Here is a 19998-nt window from a genome sequence, read left to right as displayed (position 1 = left end):
ACCTCGATTTGCGCCGCCAACACTTCCTGCGGCGTCATCGTGTTGCACGATTCCGACATGGAACGCACTACCGATGTCGGCCCGGCCAGCCGAACAAAAGAATTGCGAGCCTTACACTACCACCGGCTACACCCTATCGGTTTACACCCCCGCCTAGGAAAAATTGAAACTGGGAGCCGCCCGCTACAACGTCAGGACCAATCCGCAGGAAATCGCGGACTTTGCCTCGGGAGCAGGCTTGAGCGCCTGGGCTTTTGCTATTGAGAAGTGAATGAACGCTAGCCGGACCGTTGACGCCTCCTTCGCAAGCTTCCCTGGCTGTGAGCCAGAATTTGCTGGCGCTCAGCTCCGGGACAGATCACGTCGCCTATATGGCGCAAACACATGAGGGTGTTCATGACAGATCTTTTCCGCTGCCTGGGCGTGCTGTCCACGGTTGCCGCCATCGCTCTTTGCTCCGCCGCACAGGCCCAAGACCGCCGCACTGTCGCCGAACCGGCCGCGCCGAGACAGGTGTGCACAGACTTAGTCCCTTTCAGCAAAAACGATACCGCCAGGCTACAAGACGCCATCGACCATTGCCCCGCTGGCGAAGCGGTCTATTTGGCGAGTGGCGAGTTCCGGTCGGGTCCACTCAAGATGAAGTCAGGCGTTACGCTCTGGATCGAACGCAACGCCACGCTCTTTGCCATCGCCGACCCGACGGCCTATGATAAGGGCTTGAGAAGTTGTGCTACCATCGATCAGAAAGGCGACGGCTGTCGGCCTTTCATCAGCTTCTCCAAAACATATGGCGGCGGTATCTATGGCGACGGCATCATCGATGGCCTGGGCGGCGCTGTGGCGGTCGGCAGCACCGCTTGGTGGCGGCTGGCCTTCCGCGCATCACCCGGGGGGGGGAAGCAGAACGTCCCGCATTTGATCCAGATCGAAGATGCGAAGGACATTACCTTCTATGGTATCACGTTGCGCAACGCGCCCAACTTCCATGTGGCGATGAACCGGGTCGAAGGTGCCATCTTTTGGGGCGTTACCATCGATGCACCGGCCAACACACGCAATACCGACGGCATTAATGTAAGCGCCAGCCAAGATGTGACCATCACCCAGAGCTTCATCCGAACTGGTGACGATAATGTGGCGATCAAGGCCGGCAACAATGGTCCCACCCGTTATGTCTCCGTGATCGATAACTGCTTCGGTTGGGGGCACGGCATGTCGATCGGTACCGAGGTGAGCTCGGGCGTTAGCGACATACTGGTGCGCGGCCTGACCCTCGATGGTCCCACGTCTGGCCTGCGCATCAAGAGCGATGTCAGCCGAGGCGGTCTGGTGGAGAAGGTAACCTACGAGAATGTGCGCCTGCGCGGCAACCAATGGCCGATTATGTTTGATACAAAAGACGATCCCCATGCCCAAGGTGACAGCATTCCGGTCTATCGCCAGATAGTTCTGCGCCATGTTCGTGGTGACAAGGGGGCGCTGCTTATGCGCGGTCTTGACCAGAAGCATGCCCTCGAGATTACGCTGGACGATGTGCGATTTGCCGATAGCGCGACCTGGCAGGTAGAAAATGCAGACGTGACGGTCGGAAGTTCCGGCGTGTCACCGCCCCTGCGTTGACGTGGAGCTCGTAGAATCGCCTTCTGACGTGGGCCACGCGCTGCAAGCGTCAGGCCTCATTGCGCCCGCCGATCTGGCTAGCCGATTATATGCTAGCCGTCGACCTGCAGAATGCCGGCAAAGCCCGCCAGATGAGGCTCGACGCATTTGCCGTCCGCGGCTGTTCTCGAAGAGATAAGGCCAGCGTCGGCGGACCCTTGCCGCCAAATTGTCTGTCGTCACGCGCATACACCCACAGCGAGACCTTTTGCGTCTTGCAGGTCCGGGAGCCAGCGTCGGCAGGATCATCTCATGGGGAAAGTGGGCGGCGGCGATCAAGGTGAGACCTTAGCGACAATCAGGATGAGACTGCGCCGATGGGGGCGGACCGAAGGGAGGGCGTAGCCCGACCGAAGGACCGTCCCCATCGGCGTCACGTTTTTCGAACCCGTCTGGCGGCCGGGTGCGGCTGGTGCAAGCTGTTGATTCGTCTCGACAAGAGGGAATCGACGCCTTGCCTGGCCTTCACATCACCGACCACAGATGAGGCTGTACATGAACTACCGACTGACATTGTCCCCCGAGGCCGCTGCGGCCAAAGCGGGATTCTCGAAAGCGAGCGCGTATCGGATTGAGGACGATTTGCGCCTGCCATCGCAGAAGAAGGTGCCGAGGGGCCGGCGACGGTTAGATCCGCTCGTGCCCTATTGGGACGCCGAGATCATCCCGATCCTGAAGGCTGCGCAGCATCCGCGTGATCGGCGGTGTTGGACGAGCTGCGCCGACGGCATCCCGACCTTAACCCCAACATCCGACGCACGCTGGAGCGACGCATCAATGCCTGGCGCGCGCTCAACGTCCCCGAACAGGACGTGATCTTCCGCCAAGAGCACGAGCCCGGCCGTTTGGGTCTGTCCGACTTTACCGACACAAGCGCGCTCGGCATTGCCATCGCGGGTGAGGCGCTCGATCACCGGCTCTATCACTTCCGGCTGGCGTTCTCCGGCTTCGAGCATGCCCATGTCGTGCTCGGCGGGGCTTGCAGAACGCCCTGTGGGCGCTCGGCGGCGTGCCGCGGGAGCATCGCAGCGACAGCTTGTCGGCAGCATTCCGCAATCTGGCGACCGACGCGCGGGAGGATCTGACACAGCGCTACGCCGCATTGATGGGCCACTACGGCATGGCACCCACGCGCAACAATGCGGGCATCGCACATGAGAACGGCTCGATCGAGAGTGCGCACGGCCATCTCAAACGAGACCTGGAGGATGCGCTATTGCTACGGGGCACGCGCGACTTCGCCAATCTCGATGCCTACCGGGCTTTTGTCGACGAGATTGTCGGCCGGCGCAACGCCAACCTCGCCAAGCGGATCGCGCTCGAGAAGGAAGCATTGGCGCCACTGCCGAAAGGCCGCACGACCGACTTCGAGGAGAAGGTGATCCCGGTGACGTCGTCAGGCGGCTTTATCCTGCGGCGTGTGTTCTACACCGTCCCTTCAAGATTGATTGGCCATCGCCTGCGTGTGCGCATCTTCGACGACCGGCTCGAATGCTTCCTCGGCGTCACGCCGGTCGTGACGCTGCGGCGCGGGCGGCCTGTGTCGGAGAGCCAGGGCGGGCATGTCGTCGATTACCGGCACGTCATCCATGCCCTGCGCCGCAAGCCGATGGCGCTCGTCAGCCTCGTCTATCGCGACCAGCTCTTCCCGCGCACGGCTTACAAACGCCTGTTCGAGACCATGCGGGAACACGGTGATGACCGGCGCGCCTGTAAGGTGACGGTCGAGCTTCTGGCGCTGGCCCACGAGCGAGCCTGCGAAGCCGAACTCGCCCAGGTGATCGCGATCGACCTCGATGCCGGACGATTACCCGATCTTGCCGCGCTGCGCGACCGCTTCCGACCCGAGGCGGCCTCGATCCCGAGTGTCGCCGTCAAGCTGGCACCGCTCGACGTCTACGATGAGCTGGCCTCCGTCAGCATCGTGTCGGCCCACTCGAACCAGGGAGAAGCGGCATGACCAGCATTCGACCTCAATCGATGCCGCCCGCGTCGAGCTGCTGCTGAATGAGCTGCGCCTGCCCGGCGTCAAGGCGATCTGGCCAAAGCTCGCCGCACAGTCGGACAAGGAAGGATGGCCTGCCGCCCGCTTCCTCGCGGTCCTTGCCGAGCACGAGGCTGCGGATCGCACCCGCCGTCGCATCGAGCGACACATGGCGGAAGCGCGTTTGCCTGCCGGCAAGACGCTCGCCACGTTCGACTTCGAGAGCGTGCCGATGCTATCAAAGGCGCAGGCGATGGCGCTCGCCCCCGGCGACGTCTGGTTGAAGACGGGCGCCAATCTGCTGCTGTTCGGTCCACCCGGCGGAGGCAAGACCCATCTCGGCACCGCGATCGGCCTGGCTCTCGTCGAGAACGGCTGGCGCGTTCTCTTCGCGCGCACTACTGATTTGGTGCAGCGGCTGCAGGTGGCTCGGCGCGAACTGGCGCTGGAGTCCGCGATCGCCAAACTCGATCGATACGACCTCCTGATCCTCGACGACATCACGTATGTGAGCAAGGACCAGGCGGAGACCAGCGTTTTGTTCGAGCTGATCGCCGCCCGCTATGAGCGACGCTCGCTGCTGATCACGGCCAATCAGCCGTTCGGCGAGTGGGGGCGTATCTTCCCCGAGCCGATGACTTCATGATGCCTCCTTCTTCGAATGCTTGGTGCGTCGTACCCGATTGCGCAGCTGACTGATTTGTTCGTCTGAGAGCTCGATCTGCCATGGCTGACCTTTGGCTAACTGACGACCTGCCAGCAATCCGCGCGCAAGATAATCGAACACTGTTTGCGGGGTTAATCCAAGCTCAGCCGCTGCCCCCTGAATCGAGAAGCTGCCGTCGGGCCAGCGCATGGGATTCTGGTCCACGCCGTTGATCTTGACGGTGGGAATGCCCCAGCGGGTGCGCAACAGCCAGACGTTCTCGCCTTTGAAGGCGCAGCCTCGGGCCGCGACGAAGCCTTCTTGATTGAGTATTGCCGCGATCTCGGCATCCATTTTGTGTTCAGCATTCAACTCGACGATCCGCTGCCGCAACCGATCAATGTCGATGTAATTGCGGTAGGTGTGAACGCGCCGTTGCACGTGATGCTCGCTGGTTGCGCCCGTCTGCCAGACGATTTTGAGCCACACCTGACCTCGGATCCGCTTCTGATCAAGAACGACTTCGCGTATGACAAATCGCAGAATGCGCTTGCGATCGGCTGCCGACGTGGTGGCCGCGTTCCAAATCTGCGGCAGGTTCTCGCCGAGTGCTTGTAGCCCTGCGCGTTCCACCGGGCCAATCAGAAGCGGCTCTTGCCCGCGCCAACGCGCATGCTCCTGCTCGACCGCCTCGACGGCACGCAGCTTCTCTTCCCAAGCCCGCTCAAGTGAGCGCGCCACGAGACGGTTCTCGGGCGGCGTCATACTGACGTCGAGCGCGTTCGGCCTCGTAGCGGGCGCGCTCTACGCGAAGCGCCCATTGGCGCTCGAGCTGACGGCTGTCCTGCTCCAGTTGGCTCGCCGCCGCGAGTGCGATCTCAATCTGATCCGGCAACAGGGCGTCGAGGACCACCCGCTGGACCAAGGCGTCAACCGCTAAGGCCCGGACTTCCTGGCACAGTGCACTGCCTTCCTGATCCCGATCCGACCGGCAGCAATAGACCGGATAATCGGCATTCGGGCCAGTGTAGCGCATGCTCATGCGCCGTCCGCAACGGCCGCAGATCGCAATTCCTTGTAACAGGGCTGCCCCCTTGCGCGGCACGCCAGCGTGTCCTGCCTCAAAGTGGGCGACGTTATCTGCCAGTCGCCGCTGGTTGGCCATGAACTCCTCCCAGCTGATATAACCCGGGTGAGCAGCGCGGAGGCAAACCGCCCAGTCGGCGATCGCCACCTTGACCGTTCCCGTCAGCGATCCCGATTGGCATCGGCTCGGATCCTTTTGCCGGCGGCCATAAACATACGCCCCAGCATAAGCCGGATTTTGAAGGATACTAAGGACGCGTGCACTATGGCACACGCCAGACGGTCTCGTGTGGAGCTGGTCCAAGCAGCGGCCGAACCGGCAAGGACAATCCGTTCCGGTCCAAGTACCGCATCACACGGCGGGCGCTTTGCAGTTCCTGGAATTTGGCAAAAACGAGATGAAGACGGGCCTGCACCTCCTCATCAGGATTGAGAATAATCGTGCCGGCGCGACCATAGGCGAGCCCGGCTGGCAGGGGCAGCCGCAGTTCGCCCCGCGCCGCCTTCTGGCGTTCCCCTTGGTGAAGGCGCATTCGAAGCTGATGCAACTCCGCCTCGCTCATGATGCCGGACAAGCCCAACAGCAGGCGATCGTGGTAGGCGCGCGGATCGTAAAGCCGCTCGCCATCCGCAATGAGCACACCGAACACCGAGCACAGTTCGAGCAACTGATGCCAGTCCCGGTTGTTGCGGGCCAAGCGAGAAGCGTCGAGGCTCACCACAAGACCGGCGTTGCCAAGACCGATCTCGGCAATGAGCTTCTGGAAGCCATGATGATCCACACCGCCAGCACCGGATTTGCCCAGATCCTCGTCAATGACCTGGACGCGCTCCGGCGGCCAGCCCAGACCGATGGCGCGATCGACGAGGCGGTACTGCAGCTCCGTGCTCTCCTGATGCTGGCGCACCTGGTTCACGGATGACTGCCGCACGTAAACATAGGCCAACTTGGCTCGGTGCGCAGTCGTGAGCCGCTCGTCAGCGACGTTCAAGCTGATCAGCACGACCCAGTCCCCTTCCGGGCGTGCCGGGAACCGCTTGCATCCGCCGCAGCAGCGTGGCGAGGATTTGAGCGATCTGGGTTTGCGTCGCGGTCGACAGATTCGGCCACAGGCGCGGAATGTCGTCCGTCGGACGGCCGGGTGGATTTGCCAACGTCGGCATGGGTCGATACGCAACGCGACCTCGAAGCGGTCGGTGGGTCATCGCGAATCACCTTCTCGTCAAGAAGGCTCAGACTCGCGCTCAAATGTTGCATCAATGGGATCAGCGTACGTGCGCTGATGCGCGGCAGATCGGCGGCGTTCGGGCCAGAAGTTATTGTCTCGGCAAGATCCGTCGACGCGATCCGAACCGCCCGCGGCCGGCCGTCCGGCAGCGCGACAACGACGTAGGCGGGACCGCGCCCCGACCGCTCCTTCAGCACCTCAAGCCGGTGCCCGAACAGAAAATGATGCGGGTCAGTGATCGTGACGTGAGACACGACCCGCTCGAGAATAGGGGTACTCTGACGTGTTCGGTGATCAGGCAATGACGCTGGCGGCCGTCGATCGCCTCGTCCACCACGCAACGATCCTCGAGATGAATGTCGAGAGCTACCGTCGAAGAGTTGCTCTCGATCGAAGGCGCGGTCCAGGACGGCCACCCGTGCACGCCACTCCAAACGAGCTCGACAAAGCGGTGATTGACGCTGGCAGCGCCTCTTGATTGTCGCGCAGCGTCAATCAACGCTTGCCAAGCCGGCGGCCAGCGTCAATTATCTCCTGATTCGGCCGCTTTGTCTCATCTTGATTGACGCGCCGCTCTCATCCTGATTGTCGCGCCATAGGGAAAGATCCCCTCACTCTGCTTGACCTCCTCCAGCACATAGTCGGCCAGTAGCTGCAATTCGAGGCCGACCTTCCCAGTCCATTTTGCCATTAAACATTGGTCGAGATCGACGCGTCACGTGCGTATATCGCCTCTCGCACAGCGGCAGCCCTTCGGCACATTTGGCCACCGCGATCTGGGCGCGAATCGCTTCGTTCGCAAGGCCGCTCGCGATTAGATGGATAGCCGAGCGACCGGATCAGGCGATAAAGACCATAGCCAGTCGGGCCGGCTTCGTAACAGAAGTGGACGCGGTCAAACCGGTTGGCGATCCGCGCTAAGACGCGGCGCATGTTGGTGGCCGAAGCATCAACCTCGCCGAAGAACCGAACCTCCCCTCCCGGCCTGCGTCCGCAATCGCGACGGCATTTCTCAGCTTGGCCACATCCATTCCGACGAATGCTTCCCTATAATCTGCCACGGCTCGTCCTCCTGTGATGAGGATCGGCTCGGTTCGCCCGAGCAACCCTCGGACGCGCAGTGTAGGGCGAGCCACCTCATCGGCAGAGGCGGACATACGGTCTTACGCTTCACCGGCTTTCAATTACCCACAAATTCCCCCGTGGCGCCCAGCGCGATGTCAGTGAGGCGTGACAACCCGCGCCACATGACGGTATTGCCGGGCGGCGGATCGCTGGCGCGGGCGAGATAGCCGCCGAGCCGGGCAATCTTGATCAGATAGTGCGAGAGCGTTTTTTGTCTCGCTTTTGGTTTGTCGTTGACGAGGCGATCGAGCACGCCGATTTCAGTCGCGGTCAACGCGAGGGTTGGCTGGTTGGCGGTGCATCTGGAGCGGAACGGTTGAGCATCGTCATCCAGAAGACCCGCCAACTCAGGATGCAGAAAGGCGAGATCAGATTGGTCAGACGCTGGGCGGTCCTGAGCTTCGACTCCTCAGCTTTGCAGCCCGATTTGAGGATCTTATGGAACACCTCGATCTTCCATCGCAAAGCATACCATTCGAGCTTCTCAATCGCGTCGGTGCGGGAGCTAACAGGCAGATCTGTGATCAGCTTCCACTCGATTTTCTTTCTGTTCTTCGGCGTCACGCGCTCTTCGGCAGGGATCACCGTCAAGATCAGCGCCGGGTAGCGCTTCTGCTTTCCGATCGGTGGCAAGACGCGAATCTTGCGATATCTGATCTCGAGGACGGCTTCATCGGGATCACCGTTGTTGTCTCTGACGTCTATGCAATGCAGTCCTTTGACGGCGACCTCGTCCATTTCGTCAGCGATCGTGTGATCTCCTTCCCCAGCCAAACGATCAACGCAAGTCCTGATCACGAAGTGCGTTCCAGCTTGTTGAGCCGCGCAGAACAGCTCATAGATGTCGCTCTGGCGATCACCGACATGGACGCATCGTCCCGGATCGCCCAACAGCTTCGTGGATTGCCGGACATTGTCCAGCCACCGAATGCTCTCCTTCTTCTCAATGGGAACGCGCGTCGGATTAATCTTCTTCTTGAGCGCGGCAGTCCCTTTGAATTTCTTCCGGGTCCAGAATTTGACGGCCGTCAGTCCAAGCGGCAGCTCTTCAGTCGTCACCGCCAGGCTCGAGTGCATCAGGATGCCGCAAACCGTGTGCGATCTCAGGCGGCCCGCCTTGTCCCGGCCGCTGTTTATGCTCTTCGTGATCCCGATCGCGTCTGAGTTCTCTCTTTGATAGCTGAACTCGGTCGTATCATGGAGCACCAGAACCGGACCGCCGGTGGCGATCCTGCGCTCACGCGTCGATTGAAAGTGGCCAGCCAGAATGTCCGACTCACTGACCCGGTCGTTGGAGAAGAAGCGATAGGCTGCCTTGGTATTCGCCCAATCCCGGCAGACGAGCGGAATACTTTGTCCCATGGCGCTTCCAATCTGCGTGAGCAGTTTGCGGAATCTGTCGCCGAGCCGCGCGTCCCTAAACTGGCATCCACTCAATCTCGATCAATCCAACATTCACCGCCTACAAATCGCAAACCGCCTTTTTCCGATCGATCCCTCAATGTGAGCCCCATAGAGCACCCCCTCGCGAATCAGGTGCTCAGCAAGGAATCACAAGTGATTCTTTCGATTCAAGATTTCGCCGATCAGCGGATCAGTTCGAGTGGACAAAGTTATGGGTAATTGAAAGCTTCACCGGACGGATACCATCTGTGGGACCACATCCGACATGACAATCGCCAGCCGCGTGCCTAAGGATTGCGCCTTGTAAAAAAGGCCTCCTGCGTTACGCGAGAGGCCTTTCTCTGGTTCTAGCTCAATCGAAAGAGCGGCATTCGTCTTTTCGGGTTGCGCGACAAGGCTCAGAAGTTGCGTTGAACGTTAAGCAGCAGCACGAGAGCGTTTTGATCCTTCAGCTCATATGCTGCCCCCGGCTTTGCAATGCCCGCCTGCAGTGGCAGCGCCACAGTGCTTCCACTCGCGTACTTCTGGTCGAGCATGGTGTAAGCCAGTTCCGCCGAGAAAGTCAGGCCTTTGACGGGGGTCCAGCCAGTGTACATACCGACAGTCGCATAGTTGAAGTTGGGGTTGCAGCCGGCAGTCCCGGTCGAGAGGGCAAGGCCTGTAACGACCGCGCCACAGATATAGTTCGTCGCTGTGTTGTTATATCGTACAGCAGCCCAGCCGCCGAAGATCGCAGTGGCCCAATATGGATCCCAGTTATGAGTATAACCACCGTTGAAGCCGTAAGTCGTCGTTAGTTCCTGGCCAGAGCCAGGAACTAACACGGAATCAGAAAGACCGGCAAGTCCGACACTTTGGTAAACTCCCGCAAGCCCCGACCCACCGTACCTGGCATAGGTGCTCGACATGAAATCATTGAGGGTATAACGGCTTGCGCCCTTGGCATAGACACCTTGGATGTTGACGGTGTCACCGACACCCGTCGGGAGGTTCTTGATCGACAATGCCAGCTGACCGGCCCAGCCCCACTTGTCGGTCGGGTGTCCAGTGACTTCGGATGCGCCATAGTAGGCGGCGTGATTGTCGTGTGCGGCAAACGAACCCTGGAACAGACCCCAAGCCTGGTCAATACGGACCATCGCGACGAGGTCGGGGGCTCGCGAACCGCCGATGTTGTTGGAGCCGTAGGCGCCCGTTGCCAAGCCAGCTGCGGTCGCACCGCTCACGTTCCAGATGTTGCTCGTGTACTCGGCGACTTGGTCCTGGGCGGAGAAGGCCGCCGTGACACCTTGGCCGAAATCAGCGGTATACGTGATCTGGTTTACGCGGTCCCAGCCGCCGCTACCCGGCAGTTCATGCCAGTTGGCCGGGTACTCCGCCCAAGGCGAGGAAAACTGCGACGCAGCCCTACCGAACGTGAAACCAGCGAACTGGATGAAGGCATCGTACAGAGTGAGCGCGCCGCCCCCCACCTGAGCACCGGCCGATGTGCTGTAACTCGTTGCACCATTGGTTGCAGTGCTACCAGTCCCCGCATAACCACCCGTTGTCCAGGTAAATACTAGCTGGGCGAAGGTGCGGACCACGCCGTACTCGGACGCGGTACGCGTATCGACATACAGGGTTTGACGGGCACGGGCGGTATAGTCGTTGCTGAGGCGGTTCTGCGCGCCACCGGCTCCAAACGTGGCTGTATCAGCGACAACATTCGAGCCCAGCTCAGCCTGGACACGTAGATAACCACTCAGCTTGATGCAGGTATCGCTACCTGGGATGTAATAGAATCCGGCCCCGTAGAGCGAGCAGACCTTAACGTACTCGATTGCCTTCGCTTTAACGGGAAGATCGGCCGCCTGCGCCCCAGCGCACGCGAGCACTGCTGCGGAACTGAGCATAAGGCTTTTCGTCAGCTTCATTGATGAACCCTCCAAGTTTGAAATCCAGTTGCATCCTTCAAAGATCCGCCTCCAGTAGAGTCGCCGCCTCGGGCGTTTGACGGAACGACTTCGAGGCGCCCCCCGCTGTCGATCTATCTATACTTTCGGTCATCAATTGCTACAATCAAATAATGATCGCAAGCAATAGTTGGTCTGAGAGCGTTGCAAACCGGCAACACGCGCCCCTGCAGCTCAAAGTTCCTCAATAAACCGGCACCTTTCAAGCAGAAAGCCTCCAGGGGGCATCCTGGAGGCTTTACTTGGAGGTCTAAAACTTCATTTAGAGGTCTAAAGCTTTGCCGTCCCCCTTATCTGCATCAACGGTCGGTCCAGATCCATAGCTGATAGCAATTGAAGATGTCAATTGTTTTTTTAACATGCTAACTGTGTCGCGCTAGCACTTTTTCGCGCAACGCAACAGCGATAGGTAATTGACGGACCTAGAATCAGGCGGGGCCGTACTGGCAACACCGAGGTTGGCGAGAAACCACATGGCCGAAACAAAACAACTAGATAGAGCGGTTAGCGATTTCATCTGGAACATTGTCGAGGTTCACTCTCAGCTCGAGGAAATCCACAAGAGCTGGGCTCAGATGCTTGGCATAACGGAACCGCAGTGGTTGATCCTGATGGCCATCGACGAGCTCGATCAAGGTCGGGGGGTCTCGGGAATAGCGGTTGCGAATAAACTCCGTATCCACCCCGCATTCGTCACGAACCAAACGAAAAGGCTGGAGAAGATTGAGTTGCTGGCGCGCGTCACGTCTCGTGAGGACGCCAGATATCTGCAAATGTCGCTTACGCAAAAAGCTCGGACCGAAATCACAAACCTTTCAGTCAAGCGGCAAGCGCTCAACGCAACGATGGTGGGCGGACTCGATGAGGAATCGCTGCACTATCTCAACAAACGGCTGACTTCGATTGCCAAGAATTGCGAATTGGCATCGCAAAAGCTGAGCATAGGCATACTGTAGGCCCAAATGACTGATCCCGGGCCTCGGCGCGCCGTTTCTGATGCGTTTGTAGGGCCAGCGGTCATCCGATCCCGATCAAAACCGTACGGGTTCTTCGGAGGCAAATAGCGATGGAGCTGTGCTGTTTCTGAGTTTGTACTCAAGCCATCTGAAGATGCACTCATCGGAAGTGACGAAGTTCTCCACCTCTCCCGCGGGAGTCAGGGCTGTCCGCGGGATAGCTAACTCAAGATCTATGTGCGCCATCTCGCAGTCGACTTGTAGTTTGACCGCCTCCGCCTCGTTGACCGCACTGCGCCCACCGGCGAGGACTAGAGCCGGACAGCTCAATTTGCGTACTGATCGCAAGCGACGCGCCGATAACGTCTCCTCGTCCACCAGATCTGCAGTCTTAGAAATCCAGCCGACAGCTGCCAGCGTTCGAGCCCAATGCCAAAGACCACCGTCGCAAACTGCCGCGCTAACCCGGCGATCACAAAGAGCAAAATCGGTCGCAAGGACAGCCGACAGACCATCTCCGTAGACGCCGATACGAGAAGAGTCGACATTCGGCTGAGCTGCTAAATAGTCCAAGCAGCAAGACAGCATGAAGTTGGTTTGGCCACGCCGCTGAGATGACACTTCATCGTGACAAATCACGAGAACGGAAATCCCCCTACGAACCAACACAGGCAAGAGTCTGCCCAGCAGCATCTCTGCGCTTTCCTCTTCGCTGCTAATGCAAATGACTGCGGGTGCGAGCAAGTCTGGATCACCAGAAGGCAAGTAGTATGGGAATATTTCGGCTGCGTCCCCGCACGCAACATGCACCCGTTCCATGCCGTGTTCTGAACATCGGATCTTCTCGATGGCTCGCTCGACTTTGATTGAGACGCGTGCGCGTTGCGCATCGTCACCATCAAGCAGCCGCCTGGCGACCTCAAAGGCAGTTAGCGCGCAAAGCCAACCCTCGACGGCTTTATCGGATGCGCCTTTTTCGGTTTCCAAGTCACCGATGAGGCAGTGCGCATTGCCGATGTTCGTCCACCGCCTAACCCAATTCTGCTGATTTGTCGCCGCATAGATCCTGGCGAGCTCATCCAAGAATGCCGAAGCGCTCAAACGTGTGGATGCCAGGTCGCCCGTTGCGTGAGGCCAAGTCGCACACATCATCTTTCTCGCCCCTTTGGTGCGAATCCTCTCTACATTCGCCAGATCTTTCCGGGGGCCGACCACCCCCTCAATATCGCGGCTTCTGAAAACATTACCAAGTTCCTAAAGCCGAAATCCCTCGATGGATCGGCTCATATCGCCGCAATTCTGCAAGTCAACGCTAGATTTGAAGCTTTTAATCGCTTGATCAAAGCCACAAGAGAAGATGCAGGTCCGTCAATGACAACGGTGATCAGCCGAACTGAACGGATGCGCTCTAAATGCACATCAAGCCGCGTAACGAGGCACTAGTTTGGATGGCCGTGAATTTCGGAAGTCGCAGTGCCTGCATGCAGTGAAATGCTTCGGTTGAATCGAATACATGCAGGGCACTAAACTTCTCCAGACGAGGCTGGCCCTGCATGCACTGTTGAGCGGCGGTACGCTCATTGGTTGCTCACCAATTTTTGTTCGGCTTTCCGAAGTTGGCCCCGCGTCGACGGCATTCTGGCGACTTGCATTGGCCCTGATCCCAGTGCTTCTCTTCTCAGAACGCGGAGCTGCAACAGGAGCAGAGAAGCCGCGAACTCTTCGGGACGCCCTGCTCGTAAGCCTGCCGGGACTCCTGCTCGCGGCGGAACTGACATGTTGGCATATCTGGCTACATATGACGTCTGTTGCGAACGCGACGCTCAATATCGCTCCGATCTTTGTCTCACTATATTGCTGGTTGTTCCTTCGGCAGATGCCGAGCCGATTGTTCGTCGCCGCGCTGTCGATCACGATTGCCGGGCTGGTTATTCTCAAGGCGGATCGCAAGATTTCGGCGGCGGCGACCTGAGAGGCGATGTCGCCGCGATCTTTTCCGCAATGCTTTACGCTGCGTACATACTTGCGCTTGCCAAAATGCGTAAAAGGTTCTCCACGTCCGCTATCATGATTTGGAGCAGTGGCGCAGGCGCTTTGAGCATTGTTCCGTTCGCCCGGCTCGGCGAGCCAGCGCAGCTTCCTCCACAATGGCGGGCTGGACTGTGTTGTTTGCCCTGTCGTGGCTCAGTCAGGCGGGAGGACAGAGCTTGATTACCTATGCGCTGGCTTGGCTGCCGGTGACGATCTCGTAACTCACGCTGCTGTTGCAGCCCGTCGTTGCTGCCGTACTGGCTTGGTTAGTTATGGGCGAGGTGCCCAGCCCATGGCAAAGCATCGGCGGCTCGATCGTCCTCGTGGGAATCTGGGCCGCGCGCAAGCTGACAAAAAATGATACCGATCGCTAGTGTTCCTCAAACGATTAGATCACTGCGCACGCATGGAGCAGCGCATGTTGAGCGGAGACGCGCCGATTCATTGAGCGTCGCCCGAAGCTCGCCTGGCGTGCGAGCGGTTGATGGCGTGCATTGTTTTCCTGCCGAGACGATCAGCTCGGAGGCAGAAGCTGGTTCTTTAAGTTCTTTAGGCACTAAAGCGTGATAGTTAGCTTCGATAGCGTGAGTTCGCGCATTCTTCGGGAGTGAAAGCGTCGGTTTGCCGAGGGCGGCGCAGACTGCACGATGGTTCGTGCGGCTGCCTTGCGGAGTAGATGTTTGAGGCAAAGACCTGTTCGATCTGTTTTAGGTCGGGCGAGTATGCAGCTTGGCTACGGCGGAGCGGATAAGTGGCGCACGGCGTTGCTTGTATGACTGCCGGGATCGTCCAGGACGACGATATCTGGCCGGCGCGAAGAGGCGGGAGGAGAATCTTTTCGACATAGATCGGGAGGCTCACGGCATCGATTGGTCGCTCGACGCATCATGGTGGATCGATCCGGTCACGGAGGAGGAGTCATGCTTCTCGAGCGGCGTCAGGAGTTTTGGCGCTGACTCTGTGCCCGCGATGGGCCAATCCCGTAAGCGCATCATGTCTCTCGCGGTGTCCGGGTCCAAGTCTCGTCAATGAAGGCCAGCCGCTCAGCTTCGGCGCGAACCTGGTACTTTGTCCACTGGGCTCGTCGCCGTGCCACATCGGGACGATCGCGTTCGCTAGTCGTCCGAGAAGAACTCTGGCTTTAGGCTCCGCCCTCAATCGCCGCCACGACAAGCGAAGATCTAGGCGTAAAGTTCGCCGATCCATGCTGGCCTCCTACCCAGCACGATCAATCAGGAACAAGCGGGAATCCGAATGGATTGAACCTAACCGATGCCGCTTTAGGGCGGCTAGCGTTCCTTGGCTGGAATTAACCCAAGATGGCTTCCGGCATCAACGATCAATATCTCGCCGGTAATGTTGGAGGCGCTTGTGAGAAAGAAGAGCGCGGCTTCAGCCATTTGTTCAGGTGTACCGGCCTGGCACAAAAGCGTTCTCTGCTCCATGTCATCTTTCATCTTATTGTAGTCGGCCTCGCCCAAGCCGTTCAGAAGCCAGCGCGACTGAATAAAACCAGGACATATGGTGTTCACCCTGGCGGCTGGAGCGAACATGCGCGCTAGCATCAATGTCAGCGTGTTGACTGCACCTTTGGAAGCAACGTAAGGAATCGAGCTACCGTTGCCCGTCACTGTCGCGTTCGTGGAAACGTTCACAATTGAGCCGCGCTGCTTATTTTCCTCCCACTGCTTCTTCATTGTTGGCCACACTGCGCGGCTCATCATATAGGTTCCGGTGACATTGACGCGGAAGATGCGATCGAAGTCCTCCGGCGTTACACCCTCGAAGTCGCCCTGCGCCTGGAATTTTGTTGTGCCGGCGTTGTTAATCAGACCGTCGATGCGCCCCCATTTCTTGAAAGTTTCGGAGACGAGCTTGCGGCAATCGGCATCCCGTCCGACATCGGCCTGTACCACGATCGCATCACCACCTCGCTCCTTCACGCTTGCGTAGGTCTCATCGGCCTCCTTCTTGCTCTTCGTATAGTTGATCGTGACATTCCAGCCGCGGTCTGCAAGATCCACGGCACAAGCGGCACCGAGCCCCGTCGCCGAACCGGTCACAATTGCTACCTTGGCCATAGAAGTTCCTCTCTTACGATGCCAGCCCTGCCGACGCATGTCGGCCGATGCCGATAGACAAAGATCATCACGATGGTATCTCGCTTAACGGAGCGCTTGTGAAGACCGAGCCGATTTCCGAACAAGCGCACCGGTCCCGGCTCGTGAGGCTGGACGCTTTCGTTCGAAAGCCAAGCCAACAAGGACTCCAGATTGCGATAACTTCAGAAAATAGGGCACGTCAAAGCCGAATTTCCCTAAATTGGCGACTTTTAAATCCGAAACCTGCGCGGCGGGGAACGTTGCAACCTAACGGCAACTCTGGCGCCATCCAAGACAGCGAGCGCCTTCGCCTGGCTGGCCCGCTAATGCGTCAGATAGCAATCAAAAGCTCAATCAGGCTGCAGACGGCAGCTCGAAAAGCTTCAGTGGCGCTTTTGTCAAGACTTCGACTCCCGATTCGGTTACGCGAATACATTGACTGACCATTACCCCGAAGTCCTCATCGATCCAATTGCCCAGGTGCACATGAAAAGTCATGTTCGGCTCGAGAACCGTCATATCTCCTTCCATGAGGCTCGCCGTTTGCTCCGTCCAATCGATCCCAACCGGGTAGCCATAACGGGACTCCTTCTGGACATTGTGCTTAGCTAGCGCGCGATGAGCAGCCTGGGCGACATCGCTGCAGGTGCGTCCAGCTCGGATAGTCTCAAGCGCTGTGTCCAGACCGACGATCTGAGCTTCGTGCACACGACGTAAACGATCAGAGGGGCGCCCGATTGAGAAAGTCCGGCTCACGGGCGCCGTGTAGGTATAACGAACACCCGCGATTTCGAGATTGATTTGCGAATCGTCTCGAAAAGCCTCATCACTCCACGTAAGGTGACTTGTCCCGGTCCGCGGCGAGGAATTCATCCAAAAACTTGCAAGCGATGTTCCGGCTTTGCCATTGGCCCCCCGAGCGAGCGTCGCCAAAATCTCGGCAGCAGCATCAGCTTCTCGTACGCCAGAGCGTATCACGTCTGATGCGCGCAGAATTCCGGCATCAGTGATGGCAGCCGCTTCCCGCATAAGAGCAATCTCGAGATCAGACTTGATCATTCGGATCCAAGTGATGACGCTCGTGAAATCCACAATTTTTGCTCGCGGCAGCCGAAATCGAAACTTGTCCAGAGCGGGCGGCGGCAAATTACCGAGTTCAAGCCCAACGCTGAGATTGGCGGCGCCCAGTTCCTCGACGAAATCGATGACGGCGTCGTAGCCATTCTTCTCCGGATTTCCAATCAGCGACTCCGGATATCCGATGACCCTATCGCGCGCAAGGAACGTCTGGTGATGGGCCGCCGGAGCATCCATCTTACGCAGGATGATTGTCGGCTCCTCTTCTTGCATCGAAACCACGAGCCCCTGCGGGATATAGCCTGACCGCGCGGTATAACCGGTTAGATAATTCATATTTCGGTCGAAAGAGACGACAAGCGCGTCGGCTCCCCGGCGAGCCATTTCTGATTTCACTGCAGCAAGCCTTCGCAGATACTCTCTCCGCGGGAACACTTGCCGCGCTTTGTTCATTGTCATAGTCCCAGCTCCGTCAAACTTGTGGATGGCGTTCTGACCAGCGACATCCGTGCCTATCACAACACTTACCGAGTCCCTCTACCGATTTGCCCAATTTTCGGAGCTCAATTGCAGGAATTCTGCGCCTTTTAGGGAATTGATATCAACCCCGCACTCGACCGAATAATAGTGTTCCGGAGGAAAGTGCTGGAAACGGCAACGTACTGCCGCTCGTCGGAGGCGTACCCGATCCCCACTACCCACTGACCTGTGAACGCAGTACTATGATCTGATTGCGTCAACCTAGGTGAGCGAGGCACGATCTCGGGCCGAGAAGCCCAGGGCCGGCGACCCGGGGGCACTAGATCAAAGTGCGGTGCTTAGCCGCGCTACACCGTTTGAGAAACGAGCTCGCGGCCGCAAACCTTCTTCATCGCGGCGAGTATCGCACACGCATCCGGCGAAGGCCCCCGGCTAGGCGGCTTTCGGGAAGGCTGATCGCGCTCAAGCTGCGTGAGCGACGCTTTGGGGCTGCCAATTCCAAGGGAGCAGTTCGTCAATGCGCTTGGCAGAGTGATCAGGTAGGCGCGCCAGCACGTCGGCAAGCCAAGCCCGCGGGTCGACATCGTTGAGCTTTGCGGTGGCCATGAGGCTGTAGATGGCAGCAGCACGCCGACCGCCCTCATCGGACCCGGCGAAGGTCCAATTTTTTCGCCCGATGGCGACCGCCCGTAGCTCACGTTCAGCAGCATTGTTCGACATGCAAAGCCGTCCGTCATGAAGGAAGCGGCTAAATGCATCCCAGCGGCTGAGGCAGTAATTGATCGCCTTGGTCGTGTCGTTGTTCCTGGAGAGCTTGGCGCGCTGCTCGCGCAACCACGCCTCCAGCTCGACCATCAAAGGGCGGCTACGTTCCTGGCGCACGCGCAAACGCTCCTGCGCAGGAAGACCGTTGATCTCGCGCTCAATGGCGAACAGGACATCGACGCGCTTGACCGCCTCGGCCGCGATCGGCGCCTTGCTGAGCCGCGCGAGATCAAAGAACTTGCGTCTGCCGTGAGCCTAGCATGCGGCCTCGATGATCGGGCCGCCCTTGCGATTGGCCTCGTAGAGCCTGCCAAAGCCGGCGTAGGCGCCAGCCTGCATCAGTCCGGCATAGCCCGCCAGATGCTGCTCCGGATGCGCACCGCCACGATCGGGCGAGTAGAAGAACATGGCCGCCGGCGGATCTGGGCCGGCAAACGGACGGTCGTCGCGCACGTAGGTCCAGAGCCGGCCGGTCCGGGTCTTGCCCTTGGCCAGGACCGGCACCGTGGTGTCATCCGCGTGGATGCGCTCGGCTGCGAAGACGTGGCTCCGGATCGCATCGACCAAAGGCATCAGGCTTGCCGCGGAGGCACCTACCCAGTCCGCGAGCCTCGATACGTCGAGGTCGATGCCTTCACGCTGGTAGACGTCGCTCTGACGATGAAGCGGCAGGTGCAGGCCGTACTTGGCGAACAGGACATGAGCCAGCAGCTTGGGCCCTGCACGCCCGCGCGCAACCGGGTGCGAAGGAGCCGGCGGCTGGGTGATCGCTTCGCAGGCCCGGCAGACGAGCTTCTCGCGCACGTGCTGGATCACCTTCCACTGGCGCGGAACGAGCTCCAGCGTCTCGGTCACGTCCTCGCCAATTTTGCGCAATCGGCTGTCGCCGCAGCATGGGCAGGTGGCAGGCACCGGATAGATAATGCGCTCCCGCGGCAAATGCTCCGGCAGCGGCCGGCGGGCTGGCTTGCGGCGCTCGAACGATGGCACCGCAATCTTCTCGGCTGCCATCTGCGTCGCGGTCTCAGCTTACGCCGCGTTCTCCTCCAGGTTGGCGAGCTGTAGCTCGAGCTGGTCCAGCAATGCGCCTCGCTCGGAGGACGGTCCGAACTGCTCGTGCCGCAGCTTCTTGATCGTGAGTTTGAGCTTCTCGATCAGCAAAGTCCCCGCCTGGGCCTCGGCTTCCGCGGCCAAGCGGGCCACTCGCTCGGCGCGCAGCATCGCCTGCAGCGTGGTCACATCGTCGGGAAGAGAATCATCAGTGCCCATCGCCGACCAGAGAATCACAAGACGCGATCTCTGTCCGAACCGCTGATCGCGCCACCGATTCAAATCCCAGCGATCAGCCGGCCGCCTGCGGTCGCCAGGTATGTTGCGGCATCCGCCAGTCGATGCCCTCCAGCGAGGGGATTGAGGAATGTCCCCAATAGTGAGTCTGACGAATCATTTCCGGAGGTGGTCGAAGTTCGAGACCCCCACCATCCTTTGTACGGCCG

At 59.3% G+C, this 19998-nt stretch carries 11 protein-coding genes and 7 pseudogenes; 6 read left to right on the top strand and 12 right to left on the bottom strand.

Annotated features, from left to right (window positions below; translation table 11 throughout):
* Nucleotides 1–396 precede the first annotated feature (396 nt).
* The 3 genes and pseudogenes from IVA81_RS19680 to istB all read left to right on the top strand — a co-directional run.
* The gene (locus IVA81_RS19680) at nucleotides 397–1623 is read left to right on the top strand and encodes a glycosyl hydrolase family 28 protein (protein WP_247321053.1); all 1227 of its coding nucleotides are present in this window, start codon (nucleotides 397–399) and stop codon (nucleotides 1621–1623) included.
* A 493-nt stretch (nucleotides 1624–2116) separates the two neighbouring features.
* Nucleotides 2117–3622 (top strand): annotated as a pseudogene (gene istA, locus IVA81_RS19675) (IS21 family transposase).
* Nucleotides 3564–4280, top strand: a pseudogene (gene istB / locus IVA81_RS19670) (IS21-like element helper ATPase IstB); the annotation flags it as partial. The pseudogenes istA and istB, both read left to right, overlap by 59 nt.
* Before the next feature lie 6 nt (nucleotides 4281–4286).
* On the opposite strand, the gene IVA81_RS19665 reads toward istB, so the two are convergent.
* From IVA81_RS19665 to IVA81_RS19655, 3 genes are read right to left on the bottom strand one after another with little or no spacing between them, the layout of a single operon-like run.
* The gene (locus IVA81_RS19665) at nucleotides 4287–5057 is read right to left on the bottom strand and encodes a hypothetical protein (protein WP_247321051.1); all 771 of its coding nucleotides are present in this window, start codon (nucleotides 5055–5057) and stop codon (nucleotides 4287–4289) included.
* Nucleotides 5017–5652: a recombinase family protein gene (locus tag IVA81_RS19660; protein ID WP_247321049.1), complete on the bottom strand. Its 636-nt coding sequence runs from the start codon at nucleotides 5650–5652 to the stop codon at nucleotides 5017–5019. Before IVA81_RS19660 ends, IVA81_RS19665 begins: the two co-directional genes overlap by 41 nt.
* On the bottom strand, nucleotides 5642–6382 hold the full coding sequence (locus tag IVA81_RS19655) for a recombinase family protein (RefSeq protein ID WP_247321046.1): 741 nt from the start codon (nucleotides 6380–6382) through the stop codon (nucleotides 5642–5644). Before IVA81_RS19655 ends, IVA81_RS19660 begins: the two co-directional genes overlap by 11 nt.
* 499 nt (nucleotides 6383–6881) lie before the next feature.
* Here IVA81_RS19655 and IVA81_RS19650 point away from each other — a divergent pair.
* Nucleotides 6882–7085, top strand: a pseudogene (locus tag IVA81_RS19650) (ATP-binding protein); the annotation flags it as partial.
* Between the two features lie 123 nt (nucleotides 7086–7208).
* On the opposite strand, the pseudogene IVA81_RS19645 reads toward IVA81_RS19650, so the two are convergent.
* The 5 genes and pseudogenes from IVA81_RS19645 to IVA81_RS19625 all read right to left on the bottom strand — a co-directional run.
* Nucleotides 7209–7428: pseudogene (locus tag IVA81_RS19645) on the bottom strand (transposase); the annotation flags it as partial.
* A 1-nt stretch (nucleotide 7429) separates the two neighbouring features.
* Nucleotides 7430–7764: pseudogene (locus IVA81_RS19640) on the bottom strand (IS110 family transposase); the annotation flags it as partial.
* Nucleotides 7765–7787: 23 nt separating this feature from the next.
* Nucleotides 7788–7985 (bottom strand): hypothetical protein, encoded by a 198-nt coding sequence (locus IVA81_RS19635; RefSeq protein WP_247321043.1) that lies wholly within the window; start codon nucleotides 7983–7985, stop codon nucleotides 7788–7790.
* Nucleotides 7986–8002: 17 nt separating this feature from the next.
* Nucleotides 8003–9169 (bottom strand): IS4 family transposase, encoded by a 1167-nt coding sequence (locus tag IVA81_RS19630; RefSeq protein WP_247321041.1) that lies wholly within the window; start codon nucleotides 9167–9169, stop codon nucleotides 8003–8005.
* A gap of 365 nt (nucleotides 9170–9534) precedes the next feature.
* Nucleotides 9535–11052 (bottom strand): porin, encoded by a 1518-nt coding sequence (locus IVA81_RS19625; protein WP_247321039.1) that lies wholly within the window; start codon nucleotides 11050–11052, stop codon nucleotides 9535–9537.
* Nucleotides 11053–11564: 512 nt separating this feature from the next.
* On the opposite strand from IVA81_RS19625, the gene IVA81_RS19620 reads away from it, so the two are divergent.
* A complete protein-coding gene (locus IVA81_RS19620; RefSeq protein WP_247321037.1) occupies nucleotides 11565–12047 on the top strand; it encodes a MarR family transcriptional regulator in 483 nt (160 codons plus the stop codon).
* Nucleotides 12048–12122: 75 nt separating this feature from the next.
* On the opposite strand, the gene IVA81_RS19615 is transcribed toward IVA81_RS19620, so the two are convergent.
* On the bottom strand, nucleotides 12123–13130 hold the full coding sequence (locus IVA81_RS19615) for a hypothetical protein (RefSeq protein ID WP_247321035.1): 1008 nt from the start codon (nucleotides 13128–13130) through the stop codon (nucleotides 12123–12125).
* 430 nt (nucleotides 13131–13560) lie between these two features.
* Here IVA81_RS19615 and IVA81_RS19610 point away from each other — a divergent pair.
* Nucleotides 13561–14452, top strand: a pseudogene (locus IVA81_RS19610) (DMT family transporter).
* A 915-nt stretch (nucleotides 14453–15367) separates the two neighbouring features.
* On the opposite strand, the gene IVA81_RS19605 reads toward IVA81_RS19610, so the two are convergent.
* The 3 genes and pseudogenes from IVA81_RS19605 to IVA81_RS19595 all read right to left on the bottom strand — a co-directional run bounded on the left by IVA81_RS19605 (nucleotide 15368) and on the right by IVA81_RS19595 (nucleotide 19771).
* Nucleotides 15368–16159 (bottom strand): SDR family oxidoreductase, encoded by a 792-nt coding sequence (locus IVA81_RS19605; protein WP_247321034.1) that lies wholly within the window; start codon nucleotides 16157–16159, stop codon nucleotides 15368–15370.
* A 375-nt stretch (nucleotides 16160–16534) separates the two neighbouring features.
* Nucleotides 16535–17716, bottom strand: a complete 1182-nt coding sequence (locus IVA81_RS19600; protein WP_247321032.1) for a Xaa-Pro peptidase family protein — start codon at nucleotides 17714–17716, stop codon at nucleotides 16535–16537.
* Nucleotides 17717–18199: 483 nt separating this feature from the next.
* Nucleotides 18200–19771 (bottom strand): annotated as a pseudogene (locus IVA81_RS19595) (IS66 family transposase).
* Nucleotides 19772–19998 lie beyond the last annotated feature (227 nt).

Origin of the sequence: Bradyrhizobium sp. 141 (genome assembly GCF_023074055.1) — a bacterium.
Lineage (GTDB): Bacteria > Pseudomonadota > Alphaproteobacteria > Rhizobiales > Xanthobacteraceae > Bradyrhizobium.
This window is presented reverse-complemented; position numbering and strand designations above follow the sequence as displayed.